This window comes from Streptomyces hesseae, from assembly GCF_031845785.1.
GTDB classification, from domain to species: domain Bacteria; phylum Actinomycetota; class Actinomycetes; order Streptomycetales; family Streptomycetaceae; genus Streptomyces; species Streptomyces hesseae.
The window spans coordinates 256,423-279,680 of record NZ_JAVRFI010000007.1; the positions used below are offsets into that span (position 1 = coordinate 256,423).

At 72.4% G+C, this 23,258-nt stretch carries 25 protein-coding genes; 12 read left to right on the plus strand and 13 right to left on the minus strand.

Annotated elements, in window-relative coordinates:
- Positions 1–57 precede the first annotated feature (57 nt).
- From RM609_RS14440 to miaA, 4 genes are all read right to left on the minus strand, one after another.
- Positions 58–2,196 (minus strand): RelA/SpoT family protein, encoded by a 2,139-nt coding sequence (locus RM609_RS14440; protein WP_311610996.1) that lies wholly within the window; start codon positions 2,194–2,196, stop codon positions 58–60.
- A gap of 238 nt (positions 2,197–2,434) precedes the next feature.
- Positions 2,435–3,322, minus strand: coding sequence for a diaminopimelate epimerase (gene dapF / locus RM609_RS14445; RefSeq protein ID WP_311610997.1), 888 nt, complete (start codon positions 3,320–3,322; stop codon positions 2,435–2,437).
- 53 nt (positions 3,323–3,375) lie between these two features.
- On the minus strand, positions 3,376–3,852 hold the full coding sequence (locus tag RM609_RS14450) for a hypothetical protein (protein WP_438828437.1): 477 nt from the start codon (positions 3,850–3,852) through the stop codon (positions 3,376–3,378).
- 107 nt (positions 3,853–3,959) lie between these two features.
- Entirely contained in the window at positions 3,960–4,898 is a 939-nt protein-coding gene (gene miaA, locus RM609_RS14455; protein WP_311611001.1) for a tRNA (adenosine(37)-N6)-dimethylallyltransferase MiaA, read from the minus strand.
- 183 nt (positions 4,899–5,081) lie between these two features.
- On the opposite strand from miaA, the gene RM609_RS14460 reads away from it, so the two are divergent.
- Complete coding sequence (locus RM609_RS14460; protein ID WP_311611003.1) at positions 5,082–5,333, plus strand: hypothetical protein; 252 nt, start codon at positions 5,082–5,084, stop codon at positions 5,331–5,333.
- 31 nt (positions 5,334–5,364) lie between these two features.
- Complete coding sequence (locus RM609_RS14465; protein WP_311611004.1) at positions 5,365–5,622, plus strand: antitoxin; 258 nt, start codon at positions 5,365–5,367, stop codon at positions 5,620–5,622.
- Positions 5,623–5,726: 104 nt separating this feature from the next.
- Here the strand turns inward: RM609_RS14465 and RM609_RS14470 are convergent, their stop codons facing one another.
- From RM609_RS14470 to miaB, 3 genes are read right to left on the minus strand one after another with little or no spacing between them, the layout of a single operon-like run.
- Positions 5,727–6,437, minus strand: coding sequence for a class III extradiol dioxygenase subunit B-like domain-containing protein (locus RM609_RS14470; RefSeq protein ID WP_311611006.1), 711 nt, complete (start codon positions 6,435–6,437; stop codon positions 5,727–5,729).
- A gap of 23 nt (positions 6,438–6,460) precedes the next feature.
- Positions 6,461–6,937: a hypothetical protein gene (locus RM609_RS14475; RefSeq protein WP_311611007.1), complete on the minus strand. Its 477-nt coding sequence runs from the start codon at positions 6,935–6,937 to the stop codon at positions 6,461–6,463.
- Positions 6,938–6,958: 21 nt separating this feature from the next.
- Positions 6,959–8,455, minus strand: a complete 1,497-nt coding sequence (gene miaB / locus RM609_RS14480) for a tRNA (N6-isopentenyl adenosine(37)-C2)-methylthiotransferase MiaB (RefSeq protein ID WP_311611008.1) — start codon at positions 8,453–8,455, stop codon at positions 6,959–6,961.
- 142 nt (positions 8,456–8,597) lie between these two features.
- Between miaB and RM609_RS14485 the strand changes: the two genes are divergently transcribed.
- Entirely contained in the window at positions 8,598–9,596 is a 999-nt protein-coding gene (locus tag RM609_RS14485) for a TAXI family TRAP transporter solute-binding subunit (protein ID WP_311611009.1), read from the plus strand.
- An 81-nt stretch (positions 9,597–9,677) separates the two neighbouring features.
- On the opposite strand, the gene RM609_RS14490 is transcribed toward RM609_RS14485, so the two are convergent.
- Positions 9,678–11,084, minus strand: coding sequence for a sensor histidine kinase (locus tag RM609_RS14490; protein WP_311611010.1), 1,407 nt, complete (start codon positions 11,082–11,084; stop codon positions 9,678–9,680).
- 12 nt (positions 11,085–11,096) lie between these two features.
- Positions 11,097–11,807: a response regulator transcription factor gene (locus tag RM609_RS14495; RefSeq protein WP_311611012.1), complete on the minus strand. Its 711-nt coding sequence runs from the start codon at positions 11,805–11,807 to the stop codon at positions 11,097–11,099.
- Positions 11,808–12,063: 256 nt separating this feature from the next.
- On the opposite strand from RM609_RS14495, the gene RM609_RS14500 reads away from it, so the two are divergent.
- The 8 genes from RM609_RS14500 to RM609_RS14530 all read left to right on the plus strand — a co-directional run bounded on the left by RM609_RS14500 (position 12,064) and on the right by RM609_RS14530 (position 18,605).
- The gene (locus RM609_RS14500; protein ID WP_126916400.1) at positions 12,064–12,840 is read left to right on the plus strand and encodes an amino acid ABC transporter ATP-binding protein; all 777 of its coding nucleotides are present in this window, start codon (positions 12,064–12,066) and stop codon (positions 12,838–12,840) included.
- Positions 12,841–12,925: 85 nt separating this feature from the next.
- A complete protein-coding gene (locus RM609_RS14505; RefSeq protein ID WP_311611014.1) occupies positions 12,926–13,849 on the plus strand; it encodes a glutamate ABC transporter substrate-binding protein in 924 nt (307 codons plus the stop codon).
- Positions 13,850–13,897: 48 nt separating this feature from the next.
- Entirely contained in the window at positions 13,898–14,548 is a 651-nt protein-coding gene (locus RM609_RS14510; RefSeq protein WP_311611015.1) for an amino acid ABC transporter permease, read from the plus strand.
- Positions 14,545–15,444 carry an amino acid ABC transporter permease gene (locus RM609_RS14515; protein WP_311611018.1) on the plus strand — a complete coding sequence of 300 codons (900 nt, stop codon included), beginning with the start codon at positions 14,545–14,547 and terminating at the stop codon, positions 15,442–15,444. Before RM609_RS14510 ends, RM609_RS14515 begins: the two co-directional genes overlap by 4 nt.
- 221 nt (positions 15,445–15,665) lie before the next feature.
- Positions 15,666–17,423 (plus strand): FAD-dependent monooxygenase, encoded by a 1,758-nt coding sequence (locus RM609_RS14520; RefSeq protein WP_311611019.1) that lies wholly within the window; start codon positions 15,666–15,668, stop codon positions 17,421–17,423.
- Positions 17,424–17,455: 32 nt separating this feature from the next.
- A complete protein-coding gene (locus RM609_RS34500; protein ID WP_361699378.1) occupies positions 17,456–17,542 on the plus strand; it encodes a putative leader peptide in 87 nt (28 codons plus the stop codon).
- A gap of 77 nt (positions 17,543–17,619) precedes the next feature.
- Complete coding sequence (locus RM609_RS14525; RefSeq protein WP_311611022.1) at positions 17,620–18,201, plus strand: cupin domain-containing protein; 582 nt, start codon at positions 17,620–17,622, stop codon at positions 18,199–18,201.
- Positions 18,198–18,605: a rhodanese-like domain-containing protein gene (locus RM609_RS14530; RefSeq protein WP_311611024.1), complete on the plus strand. Its 408-nt coding sequence runs from the start codon at positions 18,198–18,200 to the stop codon at positions 18,603–18,605. The genes RM609_RS14525 and RM609_RS14530 overlap by 4 nt, the downstream gene beginning before the upstream one ends.
- A gap of 156 nt (positions 18,606–18,761) precedes the next feature.
- On the opposite strand, the gene recX is transcribed toward RM609_RS14530, so the two are convergent.
- The 4 genes from recX to RM609_RS14550 all read right to left on the minus strand — a co-directional run bounded on the left by recX (position 18,762) and on the right by RM609_RS14550 (position 22,184).
- Entirely contained in the window at positions 18,762–19,382 is a 621-nt protein-coding gene (gene recX, locus RM609_RS14535; protein WP_311611026.1) for a recombination regulator RecX, read from the minus strand.
- Positions 19,383–19,390: 8 nt separating this feature from the next.
- Positions 19,391–20,515 (minus strand): recombinase RecA, encoded by a 1,125-nt coding sequence (gene recA, locus RM609_RS14540; RefSeq protein ID WP_311611028.1) that lies wholly within the window; start codon positions 20,513–20,515, stop codon positions 19,391–19,393.
- Positions 20,516–20,725: 210 nt separating this feature from the next.
- A complete protein-coding gene (locus RM609_RS14545) occupies positions 20,726–21,868 on the minus strand; it encodes an AI-2E family transporter (protein ID WP_311611087.1) in 1,143 nt (380 codons plus the stop codon).
- Between the two features lie 121 nt (positions 21,869–21,989).
- Positions 21,990–22,184: a DUF3046 domain-containing protein gene (locus RM609_RS14550; RefSeq protein WP_311611030.1), complete on the minus strand. Its 195-nt coding sequence runs from the start codon at positions 22,182–22,184 to the stop codon at positions 21,990–21,992.
- 80 nt (positions 22,185–22,264) lie between these two features.
- Between RM609_RS14550 and RM609_RS14555 the strand changes: the two genes are divergently transcribed.
- A complete protein-coding gene (locus RM609_RS14555) occupies positions 22,265–23,185 on the plus strand; it encodes a hypothetical protein (protein ID WP_311611032.1) in 921 nt (306 codons plus the stop codon).
- Positions 23,186–23,258: the final 73 nt, after the last annotated feature.

The following is a 23,258-nucleotide window of genomic DNA, read 5'->3' on the forward strand; positions in this document are numbered from 1 at the left end:
GGCGGGCCCGCGCCCCCGGGCCGGCGGGAGCGGGGCCACAGCCGACGGGAGCGGGGGCTACAGCGGGGCCGTCAGCGACCGGCCCGCCCGCTCGACGTCGTAGACCCCCGGGACCCGGCGCATCGCCCGCATCAGCTCCGGCAGCTGGGCCGCGTCGGCCAGCTGGAGCGTGTAGGTATGCCGTACGCGCTGCTCATACGGCGGCTCGACGGCGGCGGAGATGACGGCGACCCCTTCGGCCGCGATGGCCTCGGTCAGGTCGGCGAGGAGATGCGGTCTGCTGAACGACTCCGCCCGCAGGGTCACGCGGTAGTCCCCGCCACCCGTCCCGTCCGGGCTGCGCCAGCGCACCTCCACCGGCTGCCGTCCCGAGGTGACCATCCGGTCCACGACGGGACACGGGGCGCGGTGGACCGTGACCGTGCCGCCGCGCACCGCGAAACCGGTGACCTCGTCGGGCGGTACGGGGGTGCAACAGCCCGCCAGCCGTACGCTCACGCCCGCCCGCTCGCCCTCGCCCGCCGCTCCGGTGACGACGGCGACGGGGTCGCGCGCGGCGGAGGCGGCCCGGGGGGCGGCCCGGGGCGGGCCGGGGGCGGGTGGCGCCGCCGGGGGGCCGTCGGCGGCGGGGTCGGGGGCCGGGTGGGCGGCCAGCCAGCGGTCGATTGCGATCCGGGCCGCCGGCGTACGCGCGTGCTCGCGCCACTCGGGCGAGGGGCCGGAGGCGCTGTCGGGGGACATCAGCAGATGGAGGGTGTCGCCGTCGCGCAGCACCGTGCCGAGGGCGGCCAGCCTGCCGTTGACCCGGGCGCCGATGCAGTGGTGGGCCCCGTCGCCGTACTGGGCGTAGGCGGCGTCGACGCAGCTGGAGCCCGCCGGGAGGCCGATGGTGCCGCCGTCGGCCCGGAAGACCGTGACCTCGCGGTCCTGGGCGAGCTCGTCGCGCAGGGAGGTCCAGAAGGTGTCGGGGTCGGGGGTGGCGCGCTGCCATTCCAGGAGGCGGGAGAGCCAGCCGGGGCGGGTGGGGTCGACCCGCTCGCCGTCCGGCGCGTCGGGGGCTTCGGGGGCCGCGTAAGGGTTGCCGAGGGCGACGACGCCGGCCTCGGCGACCCGGTGCATCCGGTGGGTGCGGATGAGGACTTCAGCCGCCTGGCCGTCCTCGCCGGCGACGGCCGTGTGCAGCGACTGGTAGAGGTTGAACTTGGGGACGGCGATGAAGTCCTTGAACTCCGAGATGAACGGTGTGAAGCAGGTGTGCAGCTCGCCGAGGACCGCGTAGCAGTCCGCGTCCTCGCCGACCAGGACCAGCAGCCTGCCCAGGTCGGAACCGGTGAGCTCGCCGCGCTTGATCCGCACCCGGTGCACGGAGACGAAATGACGGCGGCGGACGTGGACTTCCGCGGCGATGCCCGCCTCGCGCAGGACGGCGCGCACCCGCGTCGCGGTGGCCTCCAGGGGGTCGGGGCGATCGGCGTGGGCGAGGACGAGGTCACGGGTGCGGGCGTACTCGTCGGGGTGGAGGATGGCGAAGACCAGGTCCTCCAGCTCGGTCTTGAGGGCCTGGACACCCAGCCGCTCGGCGAGGGGGATCAGCACATCGCGGGTGACCTTGGCGATGCGCGCCTGTTTCTCGGGGCGCATGACGCCGAGGGTGCGCATGTTGTGCAGGCGGTCGGCGAGCTTGATGGACATGACCCGGACGTCGTTCCCGGTGGCCACGAGCATCTTGCGGAAGGTCTCGGGCTCGGCGGCGGCGCCGTAGTCGACCTTCTCCAGCTTGGTGACGCCGTCGACGAGGAAGCGCACCTCCTCGCCGAAGGCCTCCCCCACCTGATCGAGGGTCACCTCGGTGTCCTCGACCGTGTCGTGGAGGAGGGACGCGGTCAAGGTGGTGGTCTCGGCGCCCAGTTCGGCCAGGATCAGGGTGACGGCGAGGGGGTGGGTGATGTAGGGCTCGCCGCTCTTGCGCGTCTGGCCGCGGTGGGAGGACTCGGCGAGGACGTAGGCCCGGTGGAGGATGTCCAGGTCGGCCCCGGGGTGGTGGGCGCGGTGGACCTTGGCGACGTGGTCGATGGCATCGGGGAGACGGCCGCGGGCACCGGAGCCGCTGAGCGCGGCGCGCCCCAGTCGTCTCAGGTCGATGCGGCGGCCGCGCCTGCGGCCGGGAGCACCGGTGTTCGTGACCTCTGCGCCCATGGGCACCTCCGGCAGCGTCGACCGGCGGTCGGCTCACGCCTCCAGGCCGGTGCTTGATGCTACCGAGCCCATCACGCACCGCTCACCCGCTCTCGCCCAGAGTGAAACGGATCACCCATTCGAGGGAGCCGAGGCATGACACGGGCCGAGCGGCAAACGGTGGCGCGTCCGTACGGGCGTCAGACGGCGGCTGCGGGCGTCAGGCGGCAGCCGTGGGGTCAGGCGGTGACTGCGGGCGTCAGACCGTGACGGCGAAGCGGGAGGCGTCGAAGACGCCCTCCGCGACGATCACGGCGGGCCCGGTCATCTCGACGGTGCCGTCCGGGGTCTCGCTGATCACCAGGCGTCCGCCGGGGACGTCCACGGTGTAGGTGACGGGGTGGCCCAGGACGGCCGGGTCGGCGCCGTCGCGGCGGGCCGTCGCGACCATCACGGCGCAGGCGCCGGTGCCGCACGAGCGCGTCTCGCCCGAGCCCCGCTCGTGGACCCGCATGGCGACGTGGCGGGGGCCACGGTCGACGACGAACTCCACGTTGACGCCGTCCGGGTAGGTGGCGGCGGGGGCGACGGCGGGGGCGGTGTACAGGTTCCCGGCGTCGGCGAGGTCGTCGATGAAGGAGACCGCGTGCGGGTTGCCCATGTTGACGTTGCGCGCGGGCCAGTCGCGCTCACCGACGGTGACGGTGACCTCGCCCTCGGGGAGCTCGGCCCGGCCCATGGCGACGGTGATCCCGCCGGGCTCGCCCTCGGGGCCCGGCTTGGCGATGTGGGCGTGGCGGACGCCGGCGCGGGTGGCGATCGCGAGGTCGCCCTCCTCGACGAGGCCCGCCGCCTGGAGGTAGCGCGCGAACACCCGGACGCCGTTGCCGCACATCTCGGCGACGCTGCCGTCGCTGTTGCGGTAGTCCATGAACCACTCGGCCTCGCCGGCCATCGCCCGCGCCTCGGGGTGCGCGGCGGAGCGCACGACCCGGAGCACGCCGTCCGCGCCTATACCCGCACGCCGGTCGCACAGGAGCGCGACTGCGGCCGGGGACAGATCCAGGCGCCCGTCGTGGTCGGGGATGATCACGAAGTCGTTCTCGGTGCCGTGACCCTTGAGGAAGGCGATCTGCGCGGTGCTCACGCTTCGATGGTACGGGTCCCCGCCCGGGCGCCTTCCGCCGGTCCCGGCGGGGGTCAGCGCAGTCGCGCCACGCGCAGGACGGCGAGGAGGACCACCACGGCGACGACGGCCGTGTACCCGGCCACGTACCGCCAGTCCGGGCGCCGCCCGGAGCCGCGCGGCGGCAGGCCCGGCCAGGTGTAGCCCACGCGACGGGCCGCCATCACGCCCCAGCCGGCGGCACAGCAGCTGATGAGCAGGCCGAGGACGGCGACGAGGGGCCCGCCGTCGCCGAACTCGAAGGCGAGCGGGAAGGCGAACATCAGCGAGCCGACGGCCGCCAGCACGACGATGGGCGCGATCTGCCACAGCCGGAGCCTGCGCGGCGGGCGCAGCTCGCGGAAGGAAGCGGGCGCCGTCGCGTCCGCCGTCGTCCCCTCGGTGTCCTCGGGGCCGTCCGGGGTCAGCACGTCCGGCTCTCCCCCGGCCGCCGCCGGGAGGTCCTCCCAGGACTGCGGCTGATGCGGTCTGTCACGAGGGCCGGCCTCCATCGCCACGCGCCCTCCCAACTCGGACTCCACGGCTCGATCGAAGCTTGATGATGGCACGTCGGACACGCTCCCCATGGCGTGCGGAGCGTCCCGATGCCATCACGTGATCAGGCTGTAATAGCCCGTTCGACCAACGCCAGCGCTCGCTCGGGAAGTTCCGCCCGCCGGTCGGCGGCGCCGCTCAGCCAGTGGACGCGGGAATCCCGCCGGAACCACGAGTCCTGCCGGCGCGCGAAGCGCTTGGTGGCCCGGACGGTCTCGGCGCGGGCCTCCTCCTCGGTGCACTCCCCCGCCAGGAAGGTGAGCACCTGCTGATAGCCGAGTGCGCGTGAGGCCGTGCGCCCCTCGCGCAGTCCCTCGCGCTCCAGGGCGCGCACCTCGTCGACGAGCCCGGCCTCCCACATCCGGTCCACCCGGACGGTGATCCGCTCGTCCAGTTCGGGGCGCTCGACGTCCACGCCGATCTGCACGGCGTCGTAGACGGGCTCCTCGCCGGGCAGGTTCGCCGTGAAGGGCCGGCCCGTGAGCTCGATGACCTCCAGGGCGCGCACGATGCGGCGGCCGTTGCCGGGCAGGATCGCGCGGGCGGCGGCCGGGTCGGCGGCGGCCAGCCGGGAGTGGAGCGCACCCGGGCCGAGCTCCTCCAGCTCGGCCTCCAGCCGGGCCCGTACGGCCGGGTCGGTGCCGGGGAAGTCCATGGCGTCGATGGTGCCCTTGACGTAGAGCCCGGAGCCCCCGACGAGGATCGGCGTGCGGCCCTCGGCGAGCAGCCGGTCGATCTCCGCCCGGGCCAGCCGCTGGTACTCGGCGACACTCGCGGCCACCTCGACGTCCCAGATGTCGAGCAGATGGTGCGGCACGCCCTGCCGCTCCTCCATGGTCAGTTTGGCTGTGCCGATGTCCATGCCGCGGTAGAGCTGCATGGAGTCGGCGTTGACGACCTCGCCGCCCAGGTGCTGGGCGAGGGCGACGCCGAGATCGGACTTGCCTGCCGCCGTGGGACCGACGACGGCGATGACCCGGGGTGCGGGAGCTGCGTTTCTCACCGCTTCAGTCTCCCAAACCTCCGGAGCACCCCACGAACGAGCGACGTGACGCGACGCAGACGGGTTCGTTGCCTGTTGCGAGGTTCCGAGAGCCGGTTCGCGGACCGGCGTGCGTGAGCGGCGCCATGGGACGCCCCTGACGACGCGGGATTTCGCTCACACCAGTAAGGTAATGGAGTAGATATGGGCGTGTTTGCAAGGCTTCTCGGCAGGTCGTCGTCGAAGTCCTCGGCGTCAACGGAAGAGGCCGCGGCTGCCACTCCGACGGCGGAATCCACCGACGCCGACGGGACGGCCGAGGCGCAGCCGGAGGAGGCGGCCGAGGCCAAGGCCGAGGAGACCGCGGACGAGACGGCCGAGGGAGTGGAGATCCCGAAGCAGCAGTCGGCGGAGAAGGCAGCCGACAGCGAGGCCGGTGAAGGCGCCCGCAAGTAGGTTCGGCAAGGAAAGACGAGGGGCGGTCACCATGGGCCTGTTGGACAATCTCAAGGCCAAGCTCGGTCCGCTGAAGGACAAGGCCGGCGATCTCGCGCAGCAGCACGGGGGCAAGATCGAGCAGGGGCTCGAGAAGGCCGCCAAGGCGGTCGACGAGAAGACCAAGGGCAAGTACAGCAGCCAGATCCAGGCCGGTACGGGCAAGGCCAAGGACGCCCTCGGCCGCCTGGCCGAGCAGGACGGCAAGCCCGGGGGCCCGGCCGGCGGCAAGGGCTCCGAGGGCTCCTGATCCTCGTCATCACCTCAGTCGGCGACGGCCGTGGAGCGCGCTCCACGGCCGTCGCCGTGTGTGCGCCGTGACCGCGCAGCCTGGAGCTGCCACGACCGAAGAAATTACGACCAGGCCGCCACGAAGTAGCCCACGCCGTACGGGGCCTCGTCGTACAGCAGCGCGCCGTTCAGCCCCGCGCCCTCCCCCGCGCCCGCCAGGACCTGCCAGGGGGCGCGTCCGGCCGCCTGGAGCTCGCGGGCCAGCCCCGGGTCCAGGGCGGCCAGGGCGGCCGTGTCGGCGGCTCCCAGGGCCCGTGCCGCCTCCGCGTCGAAGGGCTCGGCCCGCTCGTCCAGATAGCCTGGCGCCTTCACCGTGCGGCAGGCGCTGCCGTCGCCCATCACCAGGAGCGCGGTCCGCTCCGCCGCGGCGGCCAGTTCCCGGCCGGTCTCCAGGCACCGCCCGCTCTCCAGCGCCGCTCCGACGCCCAGGCCCTCGACCGGCGAGGCGGCCCACTCCGTACGCTCCAGCAGCCACGCGGCGACGGCCAGGGGCTGCGGGAGCCGGCGCCCACCGGCGGGATCCGCCGCGCCGAGCTGTACGTCGAGGTCCACGCCCAGGCCGCGGAAGGACCCGGGGGAACCCTGTGGGTATGTGCCGTCACCGTCGTGCGGGGCGGGGCCCACGACGACGAGCCGGTCGGGCCGGGCGGCAGCCAGCACGGCCACCGCGTCCAGGCAGGCGGCCCGCAGGCCGTCCAGCTCGGGCGCGGCCCCGGCGGCCACGTCGGGGACCAGCAGGGGCGGGCAGGGGCATACTGCGGCGGCGACGAGCATGGCCGCACCCTAGCAATTCGCGATCATCGGTCGCCGGGCTTCCCCGTACCGTTTCCCGAATCGTCGCGCAGCCATTTCTCCGCCGGGTCCCAGGGCTCGGGCACCGGCTCGGGCGGCGGGGGCTTCGGCGCCGGCAGCGGGAACGGCTCGGCGTGCCGATTGCCCGTCCGCCTGTCCCCATAGGCGTTCAGCGGGGGTTCCGGATCGTCCGGCTCGGGCGGTCGCGGGTCGCTGTCGTATAGCAGCTCCGCCACGCTGAAGCGGGTGATGAAGGTGTCCCACACCCCGTCCACCACCTGCGCGAACCCGTCCGCGGTCCGCAGCAGGCGGGTGCGCCTGGGGCTGAAGGGATGCTGGGGTACGTAGCGCCGGGCACGCGCCTCGAGCTCTCGCAGAGCGTCCTCGCGCGTGCCCTCGACGTGGGCGACGACGGCGGCCGTCCAGTGCTTGCGGTCCGCCGACCCCGTCGTCGTCTCGATGACGAGCCCCCAGGCTGTCATATCGCCCCCCCTTGTGACCGGTCAGTCGCAGCCGCAGCCCGGCCCCGCCGCGGGCGCCGGAGTCGGCGCGGGGGCGCCGATGCGCGGGAGGCCCAGCATCACGCCCTTGGGCTTCTCCGCCGGAGCGGCGTTGCGCTTCTCCCAGGCGTCGCCCGCGCGGGTGCGGCGGACGGCCTTGGACGGGCCCTCGGCCAGCAGGTGGTGCGGGGCGGCGTAGGTGATCTCGACGGTGACCACGTCGCCCGGGCGGACGTCCTCGTCCGGCTTGGTGAAGTGGACCAGGCGGTTGTCGGGGGCGCGGCCGGAGAGGCGCCGGGTGGCGTCGTCCTTGCGGCCCTCGCCCTCGGCGACCATGACCTCCAGGACCCGGCCGACCTGCTTCTTGTTCTCGTCCCAGGAGATCTTCTCCTGGAGGGCGACCAGACGCTCGTAGCGCGCCTGCACGACCTCCTTGGGGATCTGCCCGTCCATGGTCGCCGCCGGGGTGCCGGGGCGCTTGGAGTACTGGAAGGTGAAGGCGTTCGCGAAGCGGGCCTCGCGGACCACGTGCATGGTCTGCTCGAAGTCCTCCTCGGTCTCGCCGGGGAAGCCCACGATGATGTCGGTGGAGATGGCGGCGTCCGGCATGGCGGCGCGCACCTTCTCGATGATGCCGAGGAAGCGCTCCTGGCGGTACGAGCGGCGCATCGCCTTGAGGACCGTGTCCGAGCCGGACTGGAGCGGCATGTGCAGCTGGTGCATCACGTTCGGCGTCTCGGCCATCGCGGCGATCACGTCGTCGGTGAAGTCACGCGGGTGGGGCGAGGTGAAGCGGACGCGCTCCAGGCCCTCGATCTGGCCGCACGCGCGCAGCAGCTTGGAGAACGCCTCGCGGTCGCCCATGTCGGAGCCGTAGGCGTTGACGTTCTGGCCGAGGAGGGTGATCTCGCTGACGCCCTCGCCGACGAGCGCCTCGACCTCGGCGAGGATGTCGCCCGGGCGGCGGTCCTTCTCCTTGCCGCGCAGCGCGGGGACGATGCAGAAGGTGCAGGTGTTGTTGCAGCCGACGGAGATGGAGACCCAGGCCGCGTAGGCGCTCTCGCGGCGCGTCGGCAGCGTGGAGGGGAACGCCTCCAGCGACTCGGCGATCTCGACCTGCGCCTCCTCCTGGACGCGGGCGCGCTCCAGCAGCACCGGCAGCTTGCCGATGTTGTGGGTGCCGAAGACGACGTCGACCCAGGGGGCCCGCTTGACGATCGTGTCGCGGTCCTTCTGGGCGAGGCAGCCGCCGACGGCGATCTGCATGCCGGGCCGCTTCGTCTTCATCGGGGCCAGGCGGCCGAGATTGCCGTACAGCTTGTTGTCGGCGTTCTCCCGCACCGCGCAGGTGTTGAAGACGACGACGTCGGCATCGCCCTCGGCAGTGCCTTCGGGCGCGCGGACATAGCCCGCGTCCTCCAGCAGGCCGGACAGCCGCTCGGAGTCATGGACGTTCATCTGGCACCCGTAGGTGCGCACCTCGTATGTCTTCGCACTCATCTCAATCGACCAGGGTACGTGGTCGCTCGGACAGCCCGCCCCCGCGTTTCCCCGGCACCCGTCTCCCGCCCCGTGATCACCGCCCCGCGACGCCTCTCGCCGAGGCCTGGTCGGCGGGGCGGCGGACTGGCAGGATCCGACCGTGCTTCCCCGATTCGCGCGCCCGGGCGGGCGCCGCGCCGCGCGGGCGGGCGCGGTGGCGGCCGCCGTGCTCGCCCTGCTGCTGTGGTCGTTGTGGCCGCCCGATCGCGGCCCGGCGCCGACCGGGGAGATCAGGGTCGCGACGGGGGTGGCGACCGGGGTGTACGAGAGGTACGGCAAGGTCCTCAAGGAGAACCTGGCCCGGGAGGTGCCGGCCCTGAGGGTACGGCTGCGGCCCAGCCAGGGCTCCCTCGACAATCTGCGGCAGCTCACGAGCGGCGAGGCCGACTTCACCTTCGCCACGGCCGACGCGGTGGCCACCTACCGGGACCGCAAGCAGCCGGGCGCCGGACGGCTGCGGGCGTGCGCGCGGCTCTACGACGACTACATGCAGCTGGTGGTGCGCAAGGACTCCCCGGTGCGGTCCACCCGGGATCTCGCGGGGCTGCGGGTGGGGGTGGGCGCGGACGGGTCGGGGGTGCAACTGATCACCCGGCGGCTGCTCCAGGCCGCCGGCCTCGACTTCGAGAAGGACATCGCTCCGCGGCGGGTGGGCATCGACCAGATGCCGGGGCTGCTGGAGAACGGCGAGCTCGACGCGTTCTTCTGGTCCGGCGGGCTGGCCACCGACGCCGTCAGCAAACTGGGAAAGCGGCTGCCGATAAGGCTCGTCCAGCTCGGGGACCTCATCGAGCCCCTGCACCGGATGGGACGGCAGACGCGCTACTACCGGTCGGCGATGATGCCGACGGACGCCTATCCCGAGCTCAACGCCCCCGGCGTCGTCCAGACGATCGCGATCGCGAATCTCCTTGTCACCAGGGACGACACCGACGCGGATCTCACCGAGAGCGTCACCCGCACGGTGATAGAGAGCCGCGACCCCATCGGCAAGAAGGTGAACGCCGCGCAGAAGGTGGACCTCCGCACGGCCATCTTCACCGACCCCCTGGAGCTCCACGCCGGAGCGCGCCGCTATTACCTGTCGGCCAAGCCGTAAACATCCTTTCCGGAGACGCCGGACGCCGGAGACGATCGCGGTCGCGACGCGGAACGCCCGCGCGGCCGGGGCGTGGTGGGCTCAGCCGCCGTGGCGCGGGACGGCGATCGTCGCGCGCAGCCCGGTCGGTCTGTTCGGCTCGTACGCGAGCGTGGCCCCGCCGGCGGCGAGCAGGGCGCGGGAGATGGACAGTCCGAGGCCGGAACCGGAGACGTTCTGGTGGCGGCTGCTGCGCCAGAAGCGGTCGCCGACGCGGGTGAGCTCCTCCTCGGTGAGGCCGGGGCCGCCGTCGGCCACCGTGATGTCGACCCGGTCGCCGGACACGGCGACGGTGACCTCGACACGGGCGTTCTCGGGTGTGAACTTGAGCGCGTTGTCCACGATCGCGTCGAGCGCGCTGGAGAGGGCGACGGGGTCGGCCCATCCGGTCGCCGCTGCGGGCCCCCGGTAGGTGAGGGCGATCTTCTCGCGGTCGGCGACCGGGGACCAGGCGCCCACCCGGTCGGTGACGATCTCGGCGATGTCGGTGAGCTGGGAGTCGCCCGGGTCGTGCTCGGCCAGGGCGAGGTCCAGCAGGTCGTCCAGGACGCGGGCCAGCCGTTTGCCCTCGGCGCGCACCGAGGTGACCTCCCCGTGGCCCTCGGGCAGGTCGAGTGCCAGCAGATCGATGCGCAGCAGCAGCGCGGAGAGCGGGTTGCGCAGCTGGTGCGAGGCGTCGGCGACGAAGGCGCGCTGCTGCTCCAGGACGTCCTCGACATTGTCGGCCATCTCGTTGAACGAGCGCGCCAGTCTGCGCAGTTCCGGTGGGCCGCTGTCGGCGACGACCCGGGACTTCATCCGGCCGGTGGCGATGTCGTGGGCGGCGGCGTCGAGGGTGCGTACGGGCTTGAGCACCCACCCGGTGAGCCGGAACGCCGCCGCGACCGCGACCAGCATCGCCGCCGTCTCCCCGGCCACGATCAGCAGCCAGTCGCGCAGGATGAGGGAGCGCAGCCGGCCGGTGGGCGAGTCCGTGACGACGACGGCGACGACGTCGCTGTCGCGGATGACGGGCGAGGCAACGGTGAGCCGGTCGTGGCGCCAGGGCCAGATCTGTCCGGGGTCGCGGCTGCGGCGCCCGGCCAGCGCGTCCTGGAAGGCCGCCCAGCTCTCGCCGCTCCGGGGCAGCACCCAGCCCGCGGGGGCGACCGTCAGGGGCTTTCCCTCGCGGGAGAAGACGCCGGCGCGGATGCCGTACAGCTTCTCGTAGCGGGCGAGTTCGTGCTGGAGGCTGAGCTGCCGGTCGCCGCTCTCGCCGCCCTGGGGCGGCTCGGGGGTGCGGTAGCCGGCGAACTGGGCGAGGGCGGCGAAGCGGGCGGTGTCGTCGATGCGGTCGACGACGACGTGCTGCTGGCGCACGGCGGCCATGCCGGCGGCCAGGGGGAGGCCGAGCGTCATCAGGATGCCCGCCATCAGCACGATGAGCAGCGGGAGGAGTCGGGCGCGCACGGGGTGCCGCGACTACCGGGCCGGGATGACGATCTTGTAGCCCACGCCCCGGACGGTCTCGATGAGGGCGGGCATCCGCAACTTGGCGCGCAGCGAGGCGATGTGCACCTCCAGGGTGCGTCCGGTCCCTTCCCAGCTGGTGCGCCACACCTCGCTGATGATCTGTTCCCTGCGGAAGACGACCCCGGGTCGCTGGGCGAGCAGTGCCAGCAGGTCGAACTCCTTGCGGGTGAGGGCGACGGCCGAGCCGTCCACGCAGACACGGCGGTTGGGGAGCTCGATGGTCAGGGCGCCCAGGCCGATGACGTTCGGGTCGCCCTCGGGGTCGTGCGACTGGCCCGGTGCGCTCTCGTGGGGCGGGTTGCGCCGGGCGACGGCGTGGATGCGGGCGAGCAGTTCACCGGTGTCGTAGGGCTTGACCACGTAGTCGTCGGCGCCGAGGTTCAGGCCGTGGATCTTCGAGCGGGTGTCGGCGCGGGCGGTCACCATGATGACGGGCGTGGTGGTGCGCTTGCGGATCCTGCCGCAGACCTCGAAGCCGTCCTGGTCGGGCAGTCCGAGGTCGAGCAGGACGACGCCGAAGGGCGACCGTTCGCCCGGGAGCAGGGCCTGGAGGGCCTCCTCGCCGCTCCGGGCATGGGTGACGTCGAAGCCGTGCCGGGCCAGGACGGCGGACAGGGCCGCGGCGACATGGTCGTCGTCCTCCACGAGCAGCAGTCTCATCGGCCCCCTCCGCGCGGCTCGGTGCGGTATCACCGCATCCACGCCGATGCGCTCCCGGTACGTCAAGGGGTTCTGCCCACGCGAGGGCATCCGTTATCCAGCCGGTACTCCGGACCGAAACGTTCCGGCGCTCTGACGCTGTGTGTCCGTTTGAGTCCGGATCGTTATGCTCAATTTCAGCTCAGATGTAATGACGCTGGTCTTCGCCGCTCATTAGGGTCCTCCCCAACCGAGGAGGACGGAGCGAGGAGCGCCGATGAACGAGATATCGGTGACCAAGGACGTGGCGCCCGCCGCGGACGCCCTGGTCGTCCTGGACAAGGTCAACAAGCACTTCGGCGCGCTGCACGTGCTCCAGGACATCGACTTGACCATCGCCCGCGGCGAAGTGGTGGTCGTCATCGGGCCGTCGGGGTCCGGCAAGTCGACCCTGTGTCGCACGATCAACCGGCTGGAGACGACGGACTCCGGTTCCATCACCATCGACGGGAAGCCCCTGCCCCAGGAGGGCAGAGAGCTGGCGCGGCTGCGCGCCGACGTGGGCATGGTCTTCCAGTCGTTCAATCTCTTCGCCCACAAGACCGTGCTGGAGAACGTGACGCTGGGGCAGGTGAAGGTCCGCAGGAAGGACCGGAAGTCGGCCGAGGCCACGGCCCGTTCCCTGCTCGACCGGGTGGGCGTGGGCGCCCAGGCGGAGAAGTACCCCGCCCAGCTCTCCGGCGGCCAGCAGCAGCGTGTGGCGATCGCCCGGGCGCTGGCCATGGACCCGAAGGTGATGCTCTTCGACGAGCCGACCTCGGCCCTGGACCCGGAGATGATCAACGAGGTGCTGGAGGTCATGCAGCAGCTCGCCCGGGACGGCATGACCATGGTCGTCGTCACCCACGAGATGGGCTTCGCCCGCTCCGCGGCGAACCGCGTGGTCTTCATGGCGGACGGCCGCATCGTCGAGGAGGCGCGGCCGGACCAGTTCTTCAGCAACCCGCGCAGCGACCGGGCCAAGGACTTCCTGTCGAAGATCCTCCACCACTGAGCGCACGACCGCGCTCCGCTCCGCACCGCCCTTCCCCGCCGCTCCACCGCCCCCCGAGGTCCCGCAGACGCAAAGGATGTCCTCCATGAAGCTCCGCAACACCGCAGCGGCGGCAGCCGTCGTCGTCGCGCTGGCCGTCTCCGCGACCGCCTGCGGCAAGTCGGGCAGCCCCGACGACAAGAGCGACAAGTCCAGCGGCGGCGCCTCCGCAGCCGCCGAGCCGCCGAAGTACCAGGTGAACTCCGCCGCGGACGTCAAGGGATCCTCGGTCTTCGAGAAGATCAAGGGCAAGACGATCACCATCGGCACCAAGGCGGACCAGCCCGGCTTGGGCTTCGAGAACCCCGGCACCAAGAAGCGCTCCGGCTTCGACGTGGAGATCGCCCGGATGATCGCGGCCGATCTCGGCTTCGACGAGGCGCACATCAAGTTCGCGACGGTCCCCTCCGAGGCGCGGGAGACACAGATCGCCAGCGGCGGCGTCGACCTGTACGTCGGTACGTACACGATCAACGACGAGCGCAAGAAGCAGGTCGGCTTCGGCGGCCCGTACTACGTCGCCGGGCAGGACCTGCTGGTGAAGGCCGACAGCTCGATCAAGGGCCCGGACGACCTCAAGGGCAAGAAGGTCTGCTCGGTGACCGGCTCCACCCCGCTGAAGCGGATCAAGGAGCCCAAGTACGGCGTGGCCGAGGCCAAGGCGCAGCAGGGCTACCAGCTGTGTGTGCAGGAGCTGGTCAACGGTTCGGTCGACGCGGTCACCACGGACGACTCGATCCTCAAGGGCTACGCGGCCGAGAACAAGGGCGCGCTGAAGGTCGTCGGCAATCCCTTCTCCAAGGAGCCCTACGGCGTCGGCCTCAAGAAGGACGACACGGCGCTGCGCGAGGCGGTCAACAAGGCCATCGAGGCGCACGAGAAGAACGGCGACTGGAAGAAGGCCTACGACGCCACGCTGGGCCGCTCGGGCGTCCCCGCGTCCCCCCCGCCCGCGATCGACCGCTACTGACCGGCGAGCGGTGCCGGACGACCGACTCGCGATACCCGGAGAAGTGACGTGAACGTTCTGTCGGACAACTTCGCGATGTTCCGCGAAGGTTTCATCGGCACCGTGGAACTAACGGTGCTCAGCGCGCTGCTCGCCCTGGTGCTGGGCACCCTCGTCGCGGCGTTCCGCGTCTCTCCGGTGCCCGCGCTGCGCGTCTTCGGCACCACATGGGTGACGCTGCTGCGCAACACCCCGCTGGTGCTGCTCTTCCTCGCCGTCACCCTGGGGCTGCCGGCACTGGGCCTGAAGGGCTGGGACTCCTTCTGGCTCGCCGTCCTCGCCATGGGCTGCTACACCTCGGCGTTCATCTGCGAGGCCATCAGGTCCGGGATCAACACGGTGCCGGTGGGCCAGGCGGAGGCCGCCCGGTCGATCGGGATGACCTTCGGGCAGACGCTGGCCGGGATAGTGCTGCCGCAGGCCGTCCGCACCGCGATACCGCCCATCGGCAGCCTCCTGATCGCCCTGGCCAAGAACACGGCCATCGCCTCGGGCTTCAACGTCACCGAGCTCGGCTCGGTGCAGAAGACCCTCAACGCCGCCTCGGGCTACAACATTTACGTGATCTTCCTATGGATCGCGATCTGCTACATCATCATCACCTTCACCATCAGCGGCCTGTTCCGGCTGCTGGAGAACCGACTGGCGGTGGCCCGATGAGCGGCAGCGTCCTCTACGACGTCCCCGGCCCCCGGAGCCGGGCCCGCAACCGCCTCTACGGCGCGCTGTCCACCGTCGCGATCGCCGGGCTGATCGGCTTCGTGATCTACCGGCTGGACGCCACCGGGCAATTCCAGGCCGGGCTGTGGGACGACTACGAGTACACCGAGACCCAGCAGCGGATCGTCGACGGCCTGCTGACCACCCTCAAGACCTTCGCCGTCGCGGCCGTCCTCTCACTGGCGCTGGGCACCGTGCTGGCCACCGCGCGGCTGTCCGACCACCGGCCGGTGCGCTGGGCGGCCACGGCCCTGGTGGAGTTCTTCCGGGCCATGCCGCTGCTCATCATGATCTTCCTGCTGTACGCGGCGGTCTTCACCTCCGACCCGATGTGGGCCCTGGTGATCGGGCTGACGCTGTACAACGGCTCGGTCCAGGCGGAGATCTTCCGCTCCGGCATCAACGCCGTCCCCCGGGGACAGAGCGAGGCGGCGTACGCGATCGGGCTGCGCAAGACCCAGGTGATGACGACCGTGCTGGTGCCGCAGGCCGTGCGCTCGATGCTGCCGTCGATCATCAGCCAGCTCGTGGTGACCCTCAAGGACACCTCGCTCGGCTTCATCATCCTCTACGAGGAACTGCTGTTCGTCGGCAAGGCCTTCGCCCAGCAGACCCCGCCCGTGAACGGCGTCTACGCCTTCATCCCGATGGTCATCGTCTTCGGCTCGATCTACATCCTGCTGTGCCTGGCGCTGTCCTCCGTCGCCACATGGGTCGAACGGCGCACACAGCGCTCCCGCAAGGGAAGGCCGCCGGCGATGCCCGCCGCCGGCGCGGTGCCGGGCACCGAGTCCACGGCGGGAGCCTCCGGCGCGGACGTCGCCGGGAACGGCTGAACGGACGACGGTTGACGCCCCGTCGGTCGCACCGGACCGGCGGGGCGCACGCCTTCGGCGCGCCGTGACGGCACCTCTGATCACTTGACGCACGCACCGGCAATGGGTTGCATACGTTCTGTGATCGCGCACCGTTTTCCCCCTGCCAGTCCCCGTACGTCCCGTACGCGCCACGCGTACGGCGAGGTCACCGTCCGTTCCGGGGGCGAGGGGGCCGCGCCGTGGACCCGGTGATCGTCGTCGGGGCCGGGCCCGTCGGGCTCACCCTGGCCCTGGCCCTGGCCCGGTACGAGGTGCCCGTCACCGTCCTGGACGAGTCCCCCGACGAGACCGGTCTGCCGCATGAGCGCCGTCTGGCGCGTACGGTCGTGCTGCGGCCGGACACCGCCGCGCTGCTGGAGCGGCTGGGGTGCGTCACCTCGGAGGGGACCCGCTGGGCGGGCTGGCGCACGCTGCGGCGCCGGACGGAGGTGGCTCGGATCCCGTTCGCGCCGCCCGGCGGCGCGGGAAAGGCCGTGGAGCCCGCCGAGTTCGAGGATCCGGAGGGCGCCGAGGAGCACCCGGGAGACGAGGGGCACTCCGACCCGGCAGCAGAACCGTCTCCGCTGCATCTGCCCCAGCACGCCCTGACGCGCGAACTACGGGCGGCGCTCGCCGCCGAGGCGGACGTCCGCGTCGTCCACGACAGCCGCGTGGCCCTCCTCAAACAGGACTCCTCCGGAGTCACCGCGCACACCCGTGGCGACAACGACGGCGACAACCACACGGTATGGCGCGGCAGTTATCTCATCGGCTGCGACGGCGCCCGCTCCGTCGTCCGCAAACTGCTCGGCGCCCGCTTCCCCGGGCGCACGGCCGTGGAGCGGTACGCCGTCGCCGCGCTCCGCGCCGAGCTGCCCTGGCCGGGCGAGGCCGTGCTGCACCGGTCGCCGCCGCGTGGCGACGAGGTGACGGCCCGTCCGCTGCCCGACGGGGTGTGGCGGCTCGACTGGCCGCTGCCCCCCGACGGCGGGCTGGTCACCCCCGATGCGCTCCTCGCCCGGGTCGGCGACTCCCTGGCGGCGTGGTGCGGCGAAACCCCGGCGTACGAACTGCTGGACACCGGTGTGTACGCCGTGCACCACCGACTCGCGCGCCGCTGGCGCTGCGGGCGCGCCTTCCTCGCGGGCGATGCCGCGCATCTGCTGGGCGCGCTGGGCACCCAGGGGCTCGACGAAGGGCTGCTGGACGCCGAGAACCTCGCCTGGAAGCTGGCGCTGGCCTGGCACCACGGCGCCTCCGAGGCGCTGCTCGACAGCTATCAGGCGGAGCGCCGGGAGGCCGTCGCCGCCCGGCTGCGTACCGCCGACCGGATGCTGCCGGCGGTACGCGGCGAGGGCGGCTGGCGGACGGTACGGCGCACACTCGTGCCGGGCGCCGCGCGCTCCCATGACGCGCTGCTGACGGAAGGCCACTTGGGGCACGGGCTGCTGGGCGCGCCGGCCGTCCACTCCCGTACGCCCCTGCTGCCGGCCGCGCCTCCCGCGAGCTCGGTACTGGTGGGCACGGCCGTGGGGGCGCCGGTCGCGGACGTGCCGGTGACCGCGCCGGACGGGTCGGAGGTGTGGCTGCGCGACCGGCTGGGCGGCGATCTTCTGGTGGTCCTCGTCGCCCCCGGTACGGGGGTGTGGGAGCGTCGCCACTGGCTGGGCGCGGGCCTCATGCCCGGGCTGGCGGCGGCCGTCTCGGCCCTGCCCATGGCGGCGGAACTGCTGGTCGCCGAGGGGTATCCGGGTGCGGACGCGCACACCGTGCTGGTGGTCCGGCCGGACGGCCGGCTGGTGGCCGCGCTGGCGGGGGTGCGGGCGGCGGAGCTGTACGCGTGCGCGGACGCGGCACGGGGCGGTGCCGCCGGTGGCACCGGGGCGCCGGCGGAAGCGGTGCGCACGGGCGCGGCGAGCCCCGACGAAGCCACCCGTGAGGCTACGGCCAACCGTTGACCGGCACTTGTCGCCATGGTTGACTCCGCAACGTGACTGACAGCGGCTCGCATTTCTGGCGGAGGGTCCATCTGGACCTCGTCCGCTACGCGGGCTGTGTCTGTCGTCCGTCCTGCTGATCCGCTCTTTCCTTCCGCGCTGCCGGGCGCTCCATGCGCCGCGCGCGTCCTTCGCGATCACTCAGGACGGTTCGACTGTGCCCTCTTCCGTTGCGCCCGCTTCCTCCGGTGCGCCAGCTTCCGCACGCACGACCGCTTCGTACGCCGCCTCGCCGGACGCCCCCGGGGCGCCGTCCCAGGCGGATCTCCTCGACTTCGCCGGACGGACGGCCGCCGACACCCGTCTCGTCGCCTCGCTCCCGCTCGACCTTCACGGACGGACCTGGATCCGGCTGGAGGGGCCGGCCGGCAGCGAGGCATGGCTCATCGGCTGGCCGCCGGGCAGTGGCACCGGATGGCACGACCACGGTGGCTCGCACGGCGCATTCGCCGTGGCCGCCGGCGGCCTGACCGAGCAGTCTCTGGCCGCGCGGCTGCCCACCGAGGGGTGGAAACTGCTGGAGCTGGCGGACGGCATCGACCGTGAGCGGCTGCTGGCGGACGGGAACGGCAGGGCGTTCGGTCCCCACCACGTCCACCAGGTGTTCAACGCCTCACGGGAGCGGCACGCGGTGTCCGTGCACGCGTACTACCCACCGCTGCCGATGATGCGCCGGTACAGCCGCAGCGGTCAGGTGCTGCGGCTGGAGGCGGTCGAGTGGGCGCGGGAGTGGGCATGAGGGAGCGGATGAGGGTGGAGGAGCTGCTTGCCGAGGCGCGCGCACAGCTCGACCGCCTGGGGCCGGCCGAGGCGGCTGCCGTCCAGAGGGACGGCGGGCTGCTGGTGGACATCCGCTACGCGGCGCTGCGGGAGCGCGACGGGACGGTCCCGGGGGCGCTCGTCGTGGAACGCAACGAACTGGAGTGGCGGCTCGACCCGGACTGTGAGCACCGCGCGGCGCGGGTGACGGATCACGACCTGCGGGTGGTCGTGTTCTGCGACGAGGGGTACGCCTCGTCGCTGGCCGCCGTCTCCCTGCGCCGGCTGGGCCTGTACCGGGCCACCGACCTGGTGGGCGGTTTTCAGGCCTGGCGCGCGGCCGGACTGCCGGTGACGCTGCCCTGGCTTCCGGGGACGCCCTGAGCGACGAGGGGCGGCACGGCCGATCGCCCGGTCGGCCGAGGGCGGTTCGGCACCGCCGGACATGCGGCGGGTGGCTGCTCGCCGTCGCGGCGGAGAAGAGGCCCCTGTCCAGCCCCTTCCTGTTTCTTGGGGCGCCGTCCCAACCCCGTCGCGGCCTCAGACGTCCGGCAGATAGTGGTCGAGCAACTCCGGGTCGTCGCCCTCCTCCTCCAGGGCGCGGCGCACCACGCGCAGGGCGAGCCCCTCGGAGTAGCCCTTGCGGGCCAGCATTCCGGCGAGGCGGCGCAGCCGCTTCTCCCGGTCCAGGCCCCGGGTCGACCGGAGCTTGCGCTGGACGAGCTCACGGGCGGTGCGCTCCTCCTGTTCCGCGTCGAGCTGCCCGACGGCCTCGGCGACGATCGCGGAGTCGACGCCCTTGGTGCGCAGCTCCCGGGCGAGGGCGCGGCGGGCCAGGCCCCGGCCGTGGTGGCGGGACTCGACCCATGCGCCGGCGAACGCGGCGTCGTCGATCAGGCCCACGTCCACGAACCGGGACAGGACCTCCTCCGCCGCCTCGGCCGGTATGCCGCGCTTGGCCAGGGCGTCGGCGAGCTGTTTGCGGGTGCGCGGGGATCCGGTGAGCAGGCGCAGGCAGATCGCCCGCGCCTGCTCCTCCGGTGACGGTGGTGCTCCGGCCCCGGCCCTCGACGGGGAAGCGGAGCCACCGCCCGTTCGGTCGTCCGCGCGCGGCTCATGTGGCACGGGCCCGTCGCCGTGCCACGGCTGTGCATCAGACATGACGCGGCTTAGCTCTTGGCCGCGGCCTTCGCCGCCTTACCGGTGGACTTGACGGCCGGAGCGGGCACCGACTTGGCCGGCTCGCCCGCGGCGGCACCCGCGGCGTCGGCGGCGGGCTCCTCCGCCGGGGCACCGGGCCGGACACCCACGCCCAGCTTGTCCTTGATCTTCTTCTCGATCTCGTTGGCGAGGTCGGGGTTGTCCTTGAGGAAGTTGCGGGCGTTCTCCTTGCCCTGACCGAGCTGGTCGCCCTCGTAGGTGTACCAGGCGCCGGCCTTGCGGATGAAGCCGTGCTCCACACCCATGTCGATCAGGCCGCCCTCGCGGCTGATGCCCTGGCCGTAGAGGATGTCGAACTCGGCCTGCTTGAAGGGCGGCGCGACCTTGTTCTTGACGACCTTGCAGCGGGTGCGGTTACCGACCGCCTCCGTGCCGTCCTTCAGCGTCTCGATGCGGCGGATGTCGATGCGCACCGAGGCGTAGAACTTCAGGGCCCGGCCACCGGTCGTGGTCTCCGGGGAGCCGAACATCACGCCGATCTTCTCGCGGAGCTGGTTGATGAAGATCGCGGTGGTCTTGGACTGGTTGAGCGCACTGGTGATCTTGCGCAGCGCCTGGCTCATCAGACGGGCCTGGAGACCCACGTGCGAGTCGCCCATCTCGCCCTCGATCTCCGCGCGCGGCACCAGGGCGGCCACGGAGTCGATGACGATCAGGTCGAGCGCGCCGGAACGGACCAGCATGTCGACGATCTCCAGAGCCTGCTCGCCGTTGTCCGGCTGGGACAGGATCAGGTTGTCGATGTCGACGCCGAGCTTCCTGGCGTACTCGGGGTCGAGGGCGTGCTCGGCGTCGATGAACGCGACGGTGCCACCGGCCCGCTGCGCGTTGGCCACGGCGTGCAGCGTCAGGGTCGTCTTACCGGAGGACTCCGGTCCGTAGATCTCCACCACGCGGCCGCGCGGCAGGCCACCGACGCCGAGGGCGACGTCGAGAGCGGTCGACCCGGTGGAGATGACCTCGATGGGCTCATTCGGCCGCTCGCCCAGGCGCATGACCGCGCCCTTGCCGAATTGCCGTTCAATCTGCGCGAGCGCGGCGTCGAGCGCCTTCTCGCGGTCGGTTCCTGCCATGGGTTCCACCCGGTTCGCTTGAGTCGATCGCTTCACGTCCACGACGCTAACGCCTGCCACTGACAATGCGCCCGGGCGTCGCTCCGGGCCTGTGGATAACTCGGCTCCAGCCGCCCGGGACACCCATAAGAATGGATGTTCGATTTTGGTGTCAAGCGCACCACTCCGCGCGCCGGACGGCGGCGGAACCACAGCGGAACCACAGCGGAATCAGCGCTCCCGCAAGGCCTTGATCACCCTCGCGAGCAGCGAAGGCGACCGCCCGTCGCCACCTCGCTCGTCCTGCTCGTCCCGTTCGCCCCGGCCGCCCGGACCCGTCGGGAGCCCCGTGACCTCGTAGCGCTTGACGTACGCGCCCAGGAAGGCCTGGAGCGTGGCCGTCGCCGGGATGGCGATCAAGGCGCCCACCGCGCCCAGCAGCGCAGCGCCCGCGATCACGGAGCCGAAGGCGACCGCCGGGTGGACGGCGACCGTCCTGGCGGTGATCCGGGGCTGGAGCACATAGTTCTCGAACTGCTGATAGACCACGACGAAGCCCAGCACCCACACCGCGTACCAGGGGTCGACGGTGAAGGCGAGCAGCGTCGGCAGGGCGCCCGCGAGGTAGGTGCCGATGGTCGGGACGAACTGCGACACCAGCCCGACCCAGATCGCGAGCGCCGGGGCGTAGGGCACGCCCAGCGTCTGGAGCAGGACGTAGTGCGCGATCCCGGAGACCAGCGCCATCAGGGCGCGCGAGTAGAGGTAGCCGCCGGTCTTGGCGACGGCGATCTCCCAGGCGCGCAGCACCTCCGCCTGCCGGCGCGGCGGCAGCACCGAGCACAGCGCGCGGCGCAACCGGGGCCCGTCGGCCGCGAAGTAGAACGCGAAGAGCATCACCGTCAGGGTCCGGAACAGCCCGCCCAGGACGGCGGCCGACACGTCCAGCACGCCGCCGGCGCTGCTGCTGACGTACTTCCGCAGCCAGTCCGAGTGGAGCACACTGCTCTGGATCTCGACGCGGGAGAGACTGGTGCGGAAGGTCCGGTTGATCCAGCTGATCACCGAGTCCAGGTAGGAGGGGAAGCTCTCCACCATGGTCTGGATCTGCCCGGCGAGCATCGAGCCGAGGAGGGTGACGAAGCCGGTCACGGCGGCGGCCACGCCCAGGAAGACCAGAGCGGTCGCGAGGCCCCGGCGCATGCCGCGCGCGGCCATCCGGTCCACGGCGGGCTCGATGGCCAGCGCGAGGAAGAACGCGACCAGGATGTCGACGAGGAGACCGGTGAGCCGGTGGAAGGCCCACCCGGCCAGCTGGAAGCACGCGAACAGGGCGAGGGTGACCACCACCGCCCTGGGCAGCCAGCGCGGCATCCGCGTGTCGTCGGGCCGGGAGTCGTCGGGGGCGGTGTCGTCTGTCGCTGCCACGGAGCAAGTGTGGCTTATCGGATGAAATTCATGAGGCGTCCGGTCGGCGGCCGCCGTCCGGGCACGATCAGCGGCGGTCCTCGGGGATCTCCACGGCCCGGCACACCGCGCGCCAGACGTCCTTGGCGTTCCAGCCGGCGTCCAGCGCCTGGTGCACGGTCCTCCCGCCGAGTTCGGACATCACATGATCGCGAGCGAAGGAGTCGGCGTACACCGCGCCGAAATAGTCAGCCATTCGCTGCCAGAAGACCGTCAACCGCATGCGCCCAGTATCCCGCCCCTGAGAGTGCAGCCGACCATGAGCCGCTGACCGGCGGCGCTCCGCGCCCTACGGTCTTGTCCATGGCACCGTCCGGAGCATCCGCCACCGCCCTCGCCGAGCGCTTCATCTGGCTGACCGCCCGTGTCCTGGAGCAGCGGAGATTCGCGTTCCATTTCCTGGGCGGGCATGCCGCCGCCGTCGAGGCCGCCCTCGACGCGTACGCGGGCGACGACGGGGGCTTCGGCCACGCCCTGGAGCCGGATCTGCGCGGCCCGGTGAGCCAGCCGCTGCACACCGCGCACGCCCTGCGCGTGCTCGACGAGATCGGGCGCTGCCGCGACCGGCGGGTGGAGCCCGTGTGCCGCTATCTGACGGCGGTCTCCACCCCCGACGGGGCGCTGCCCGCCCTCCACCCCTCGCTGCGCGGTTATCCGGCGGCCCCCTGGATCCCGCTGGTGGACGACCCTCCCAGCGATCTGCTCGCCACCGGCCCCGTGGTCGGCCTGCTGCACCGCAACGAGGTGTGGCACGCCTGGCTGTTCCGGGCCACCGACTTCTGCTGGGCCGCCGTCGACGCCCTCGGCCGGGGGGCGCGCACCCACCCGTACGAGGTCGAGGCGGCCGTCGCCTTCCTCGACGGGGCGCCGGACCGCGCCCGGGCGAAGGCCGCGGCCGAGCGGCTCGGGCGGACGGTGCGGGAACAGCGGCTGGCCGTGCTCGATCCGGACCGGGCGGCCGACCATCCCCTGCCGGAGGGGTACGCGCCCGGCGAGTACCACTTCCCGCACGACTTCGCGCGCACGCCCGGATCGCTGGCCCGCGGCTGGTTCTCCGACGCCGAGATGGCGCGGTCGCTGGACTTCCTCGCCGCAGCCCAGCAGGAGGACGGCGGCTGGCCGGTCCGCTGGCGCGCCTGGGCCCCGGGCACGGTCCTCGAGTGCCGGCCCATGGTGACCATCGACGCCCTGCTGGCCCTGCGCGCGTACGGCCGCCCCGTCTAGCCCCGCGGCCCGCCCGGCCCCCGGACCTCGGGCCCCGGGCCAGTGCCCCCGGAACCCCGGGCCAGTGGCCCCG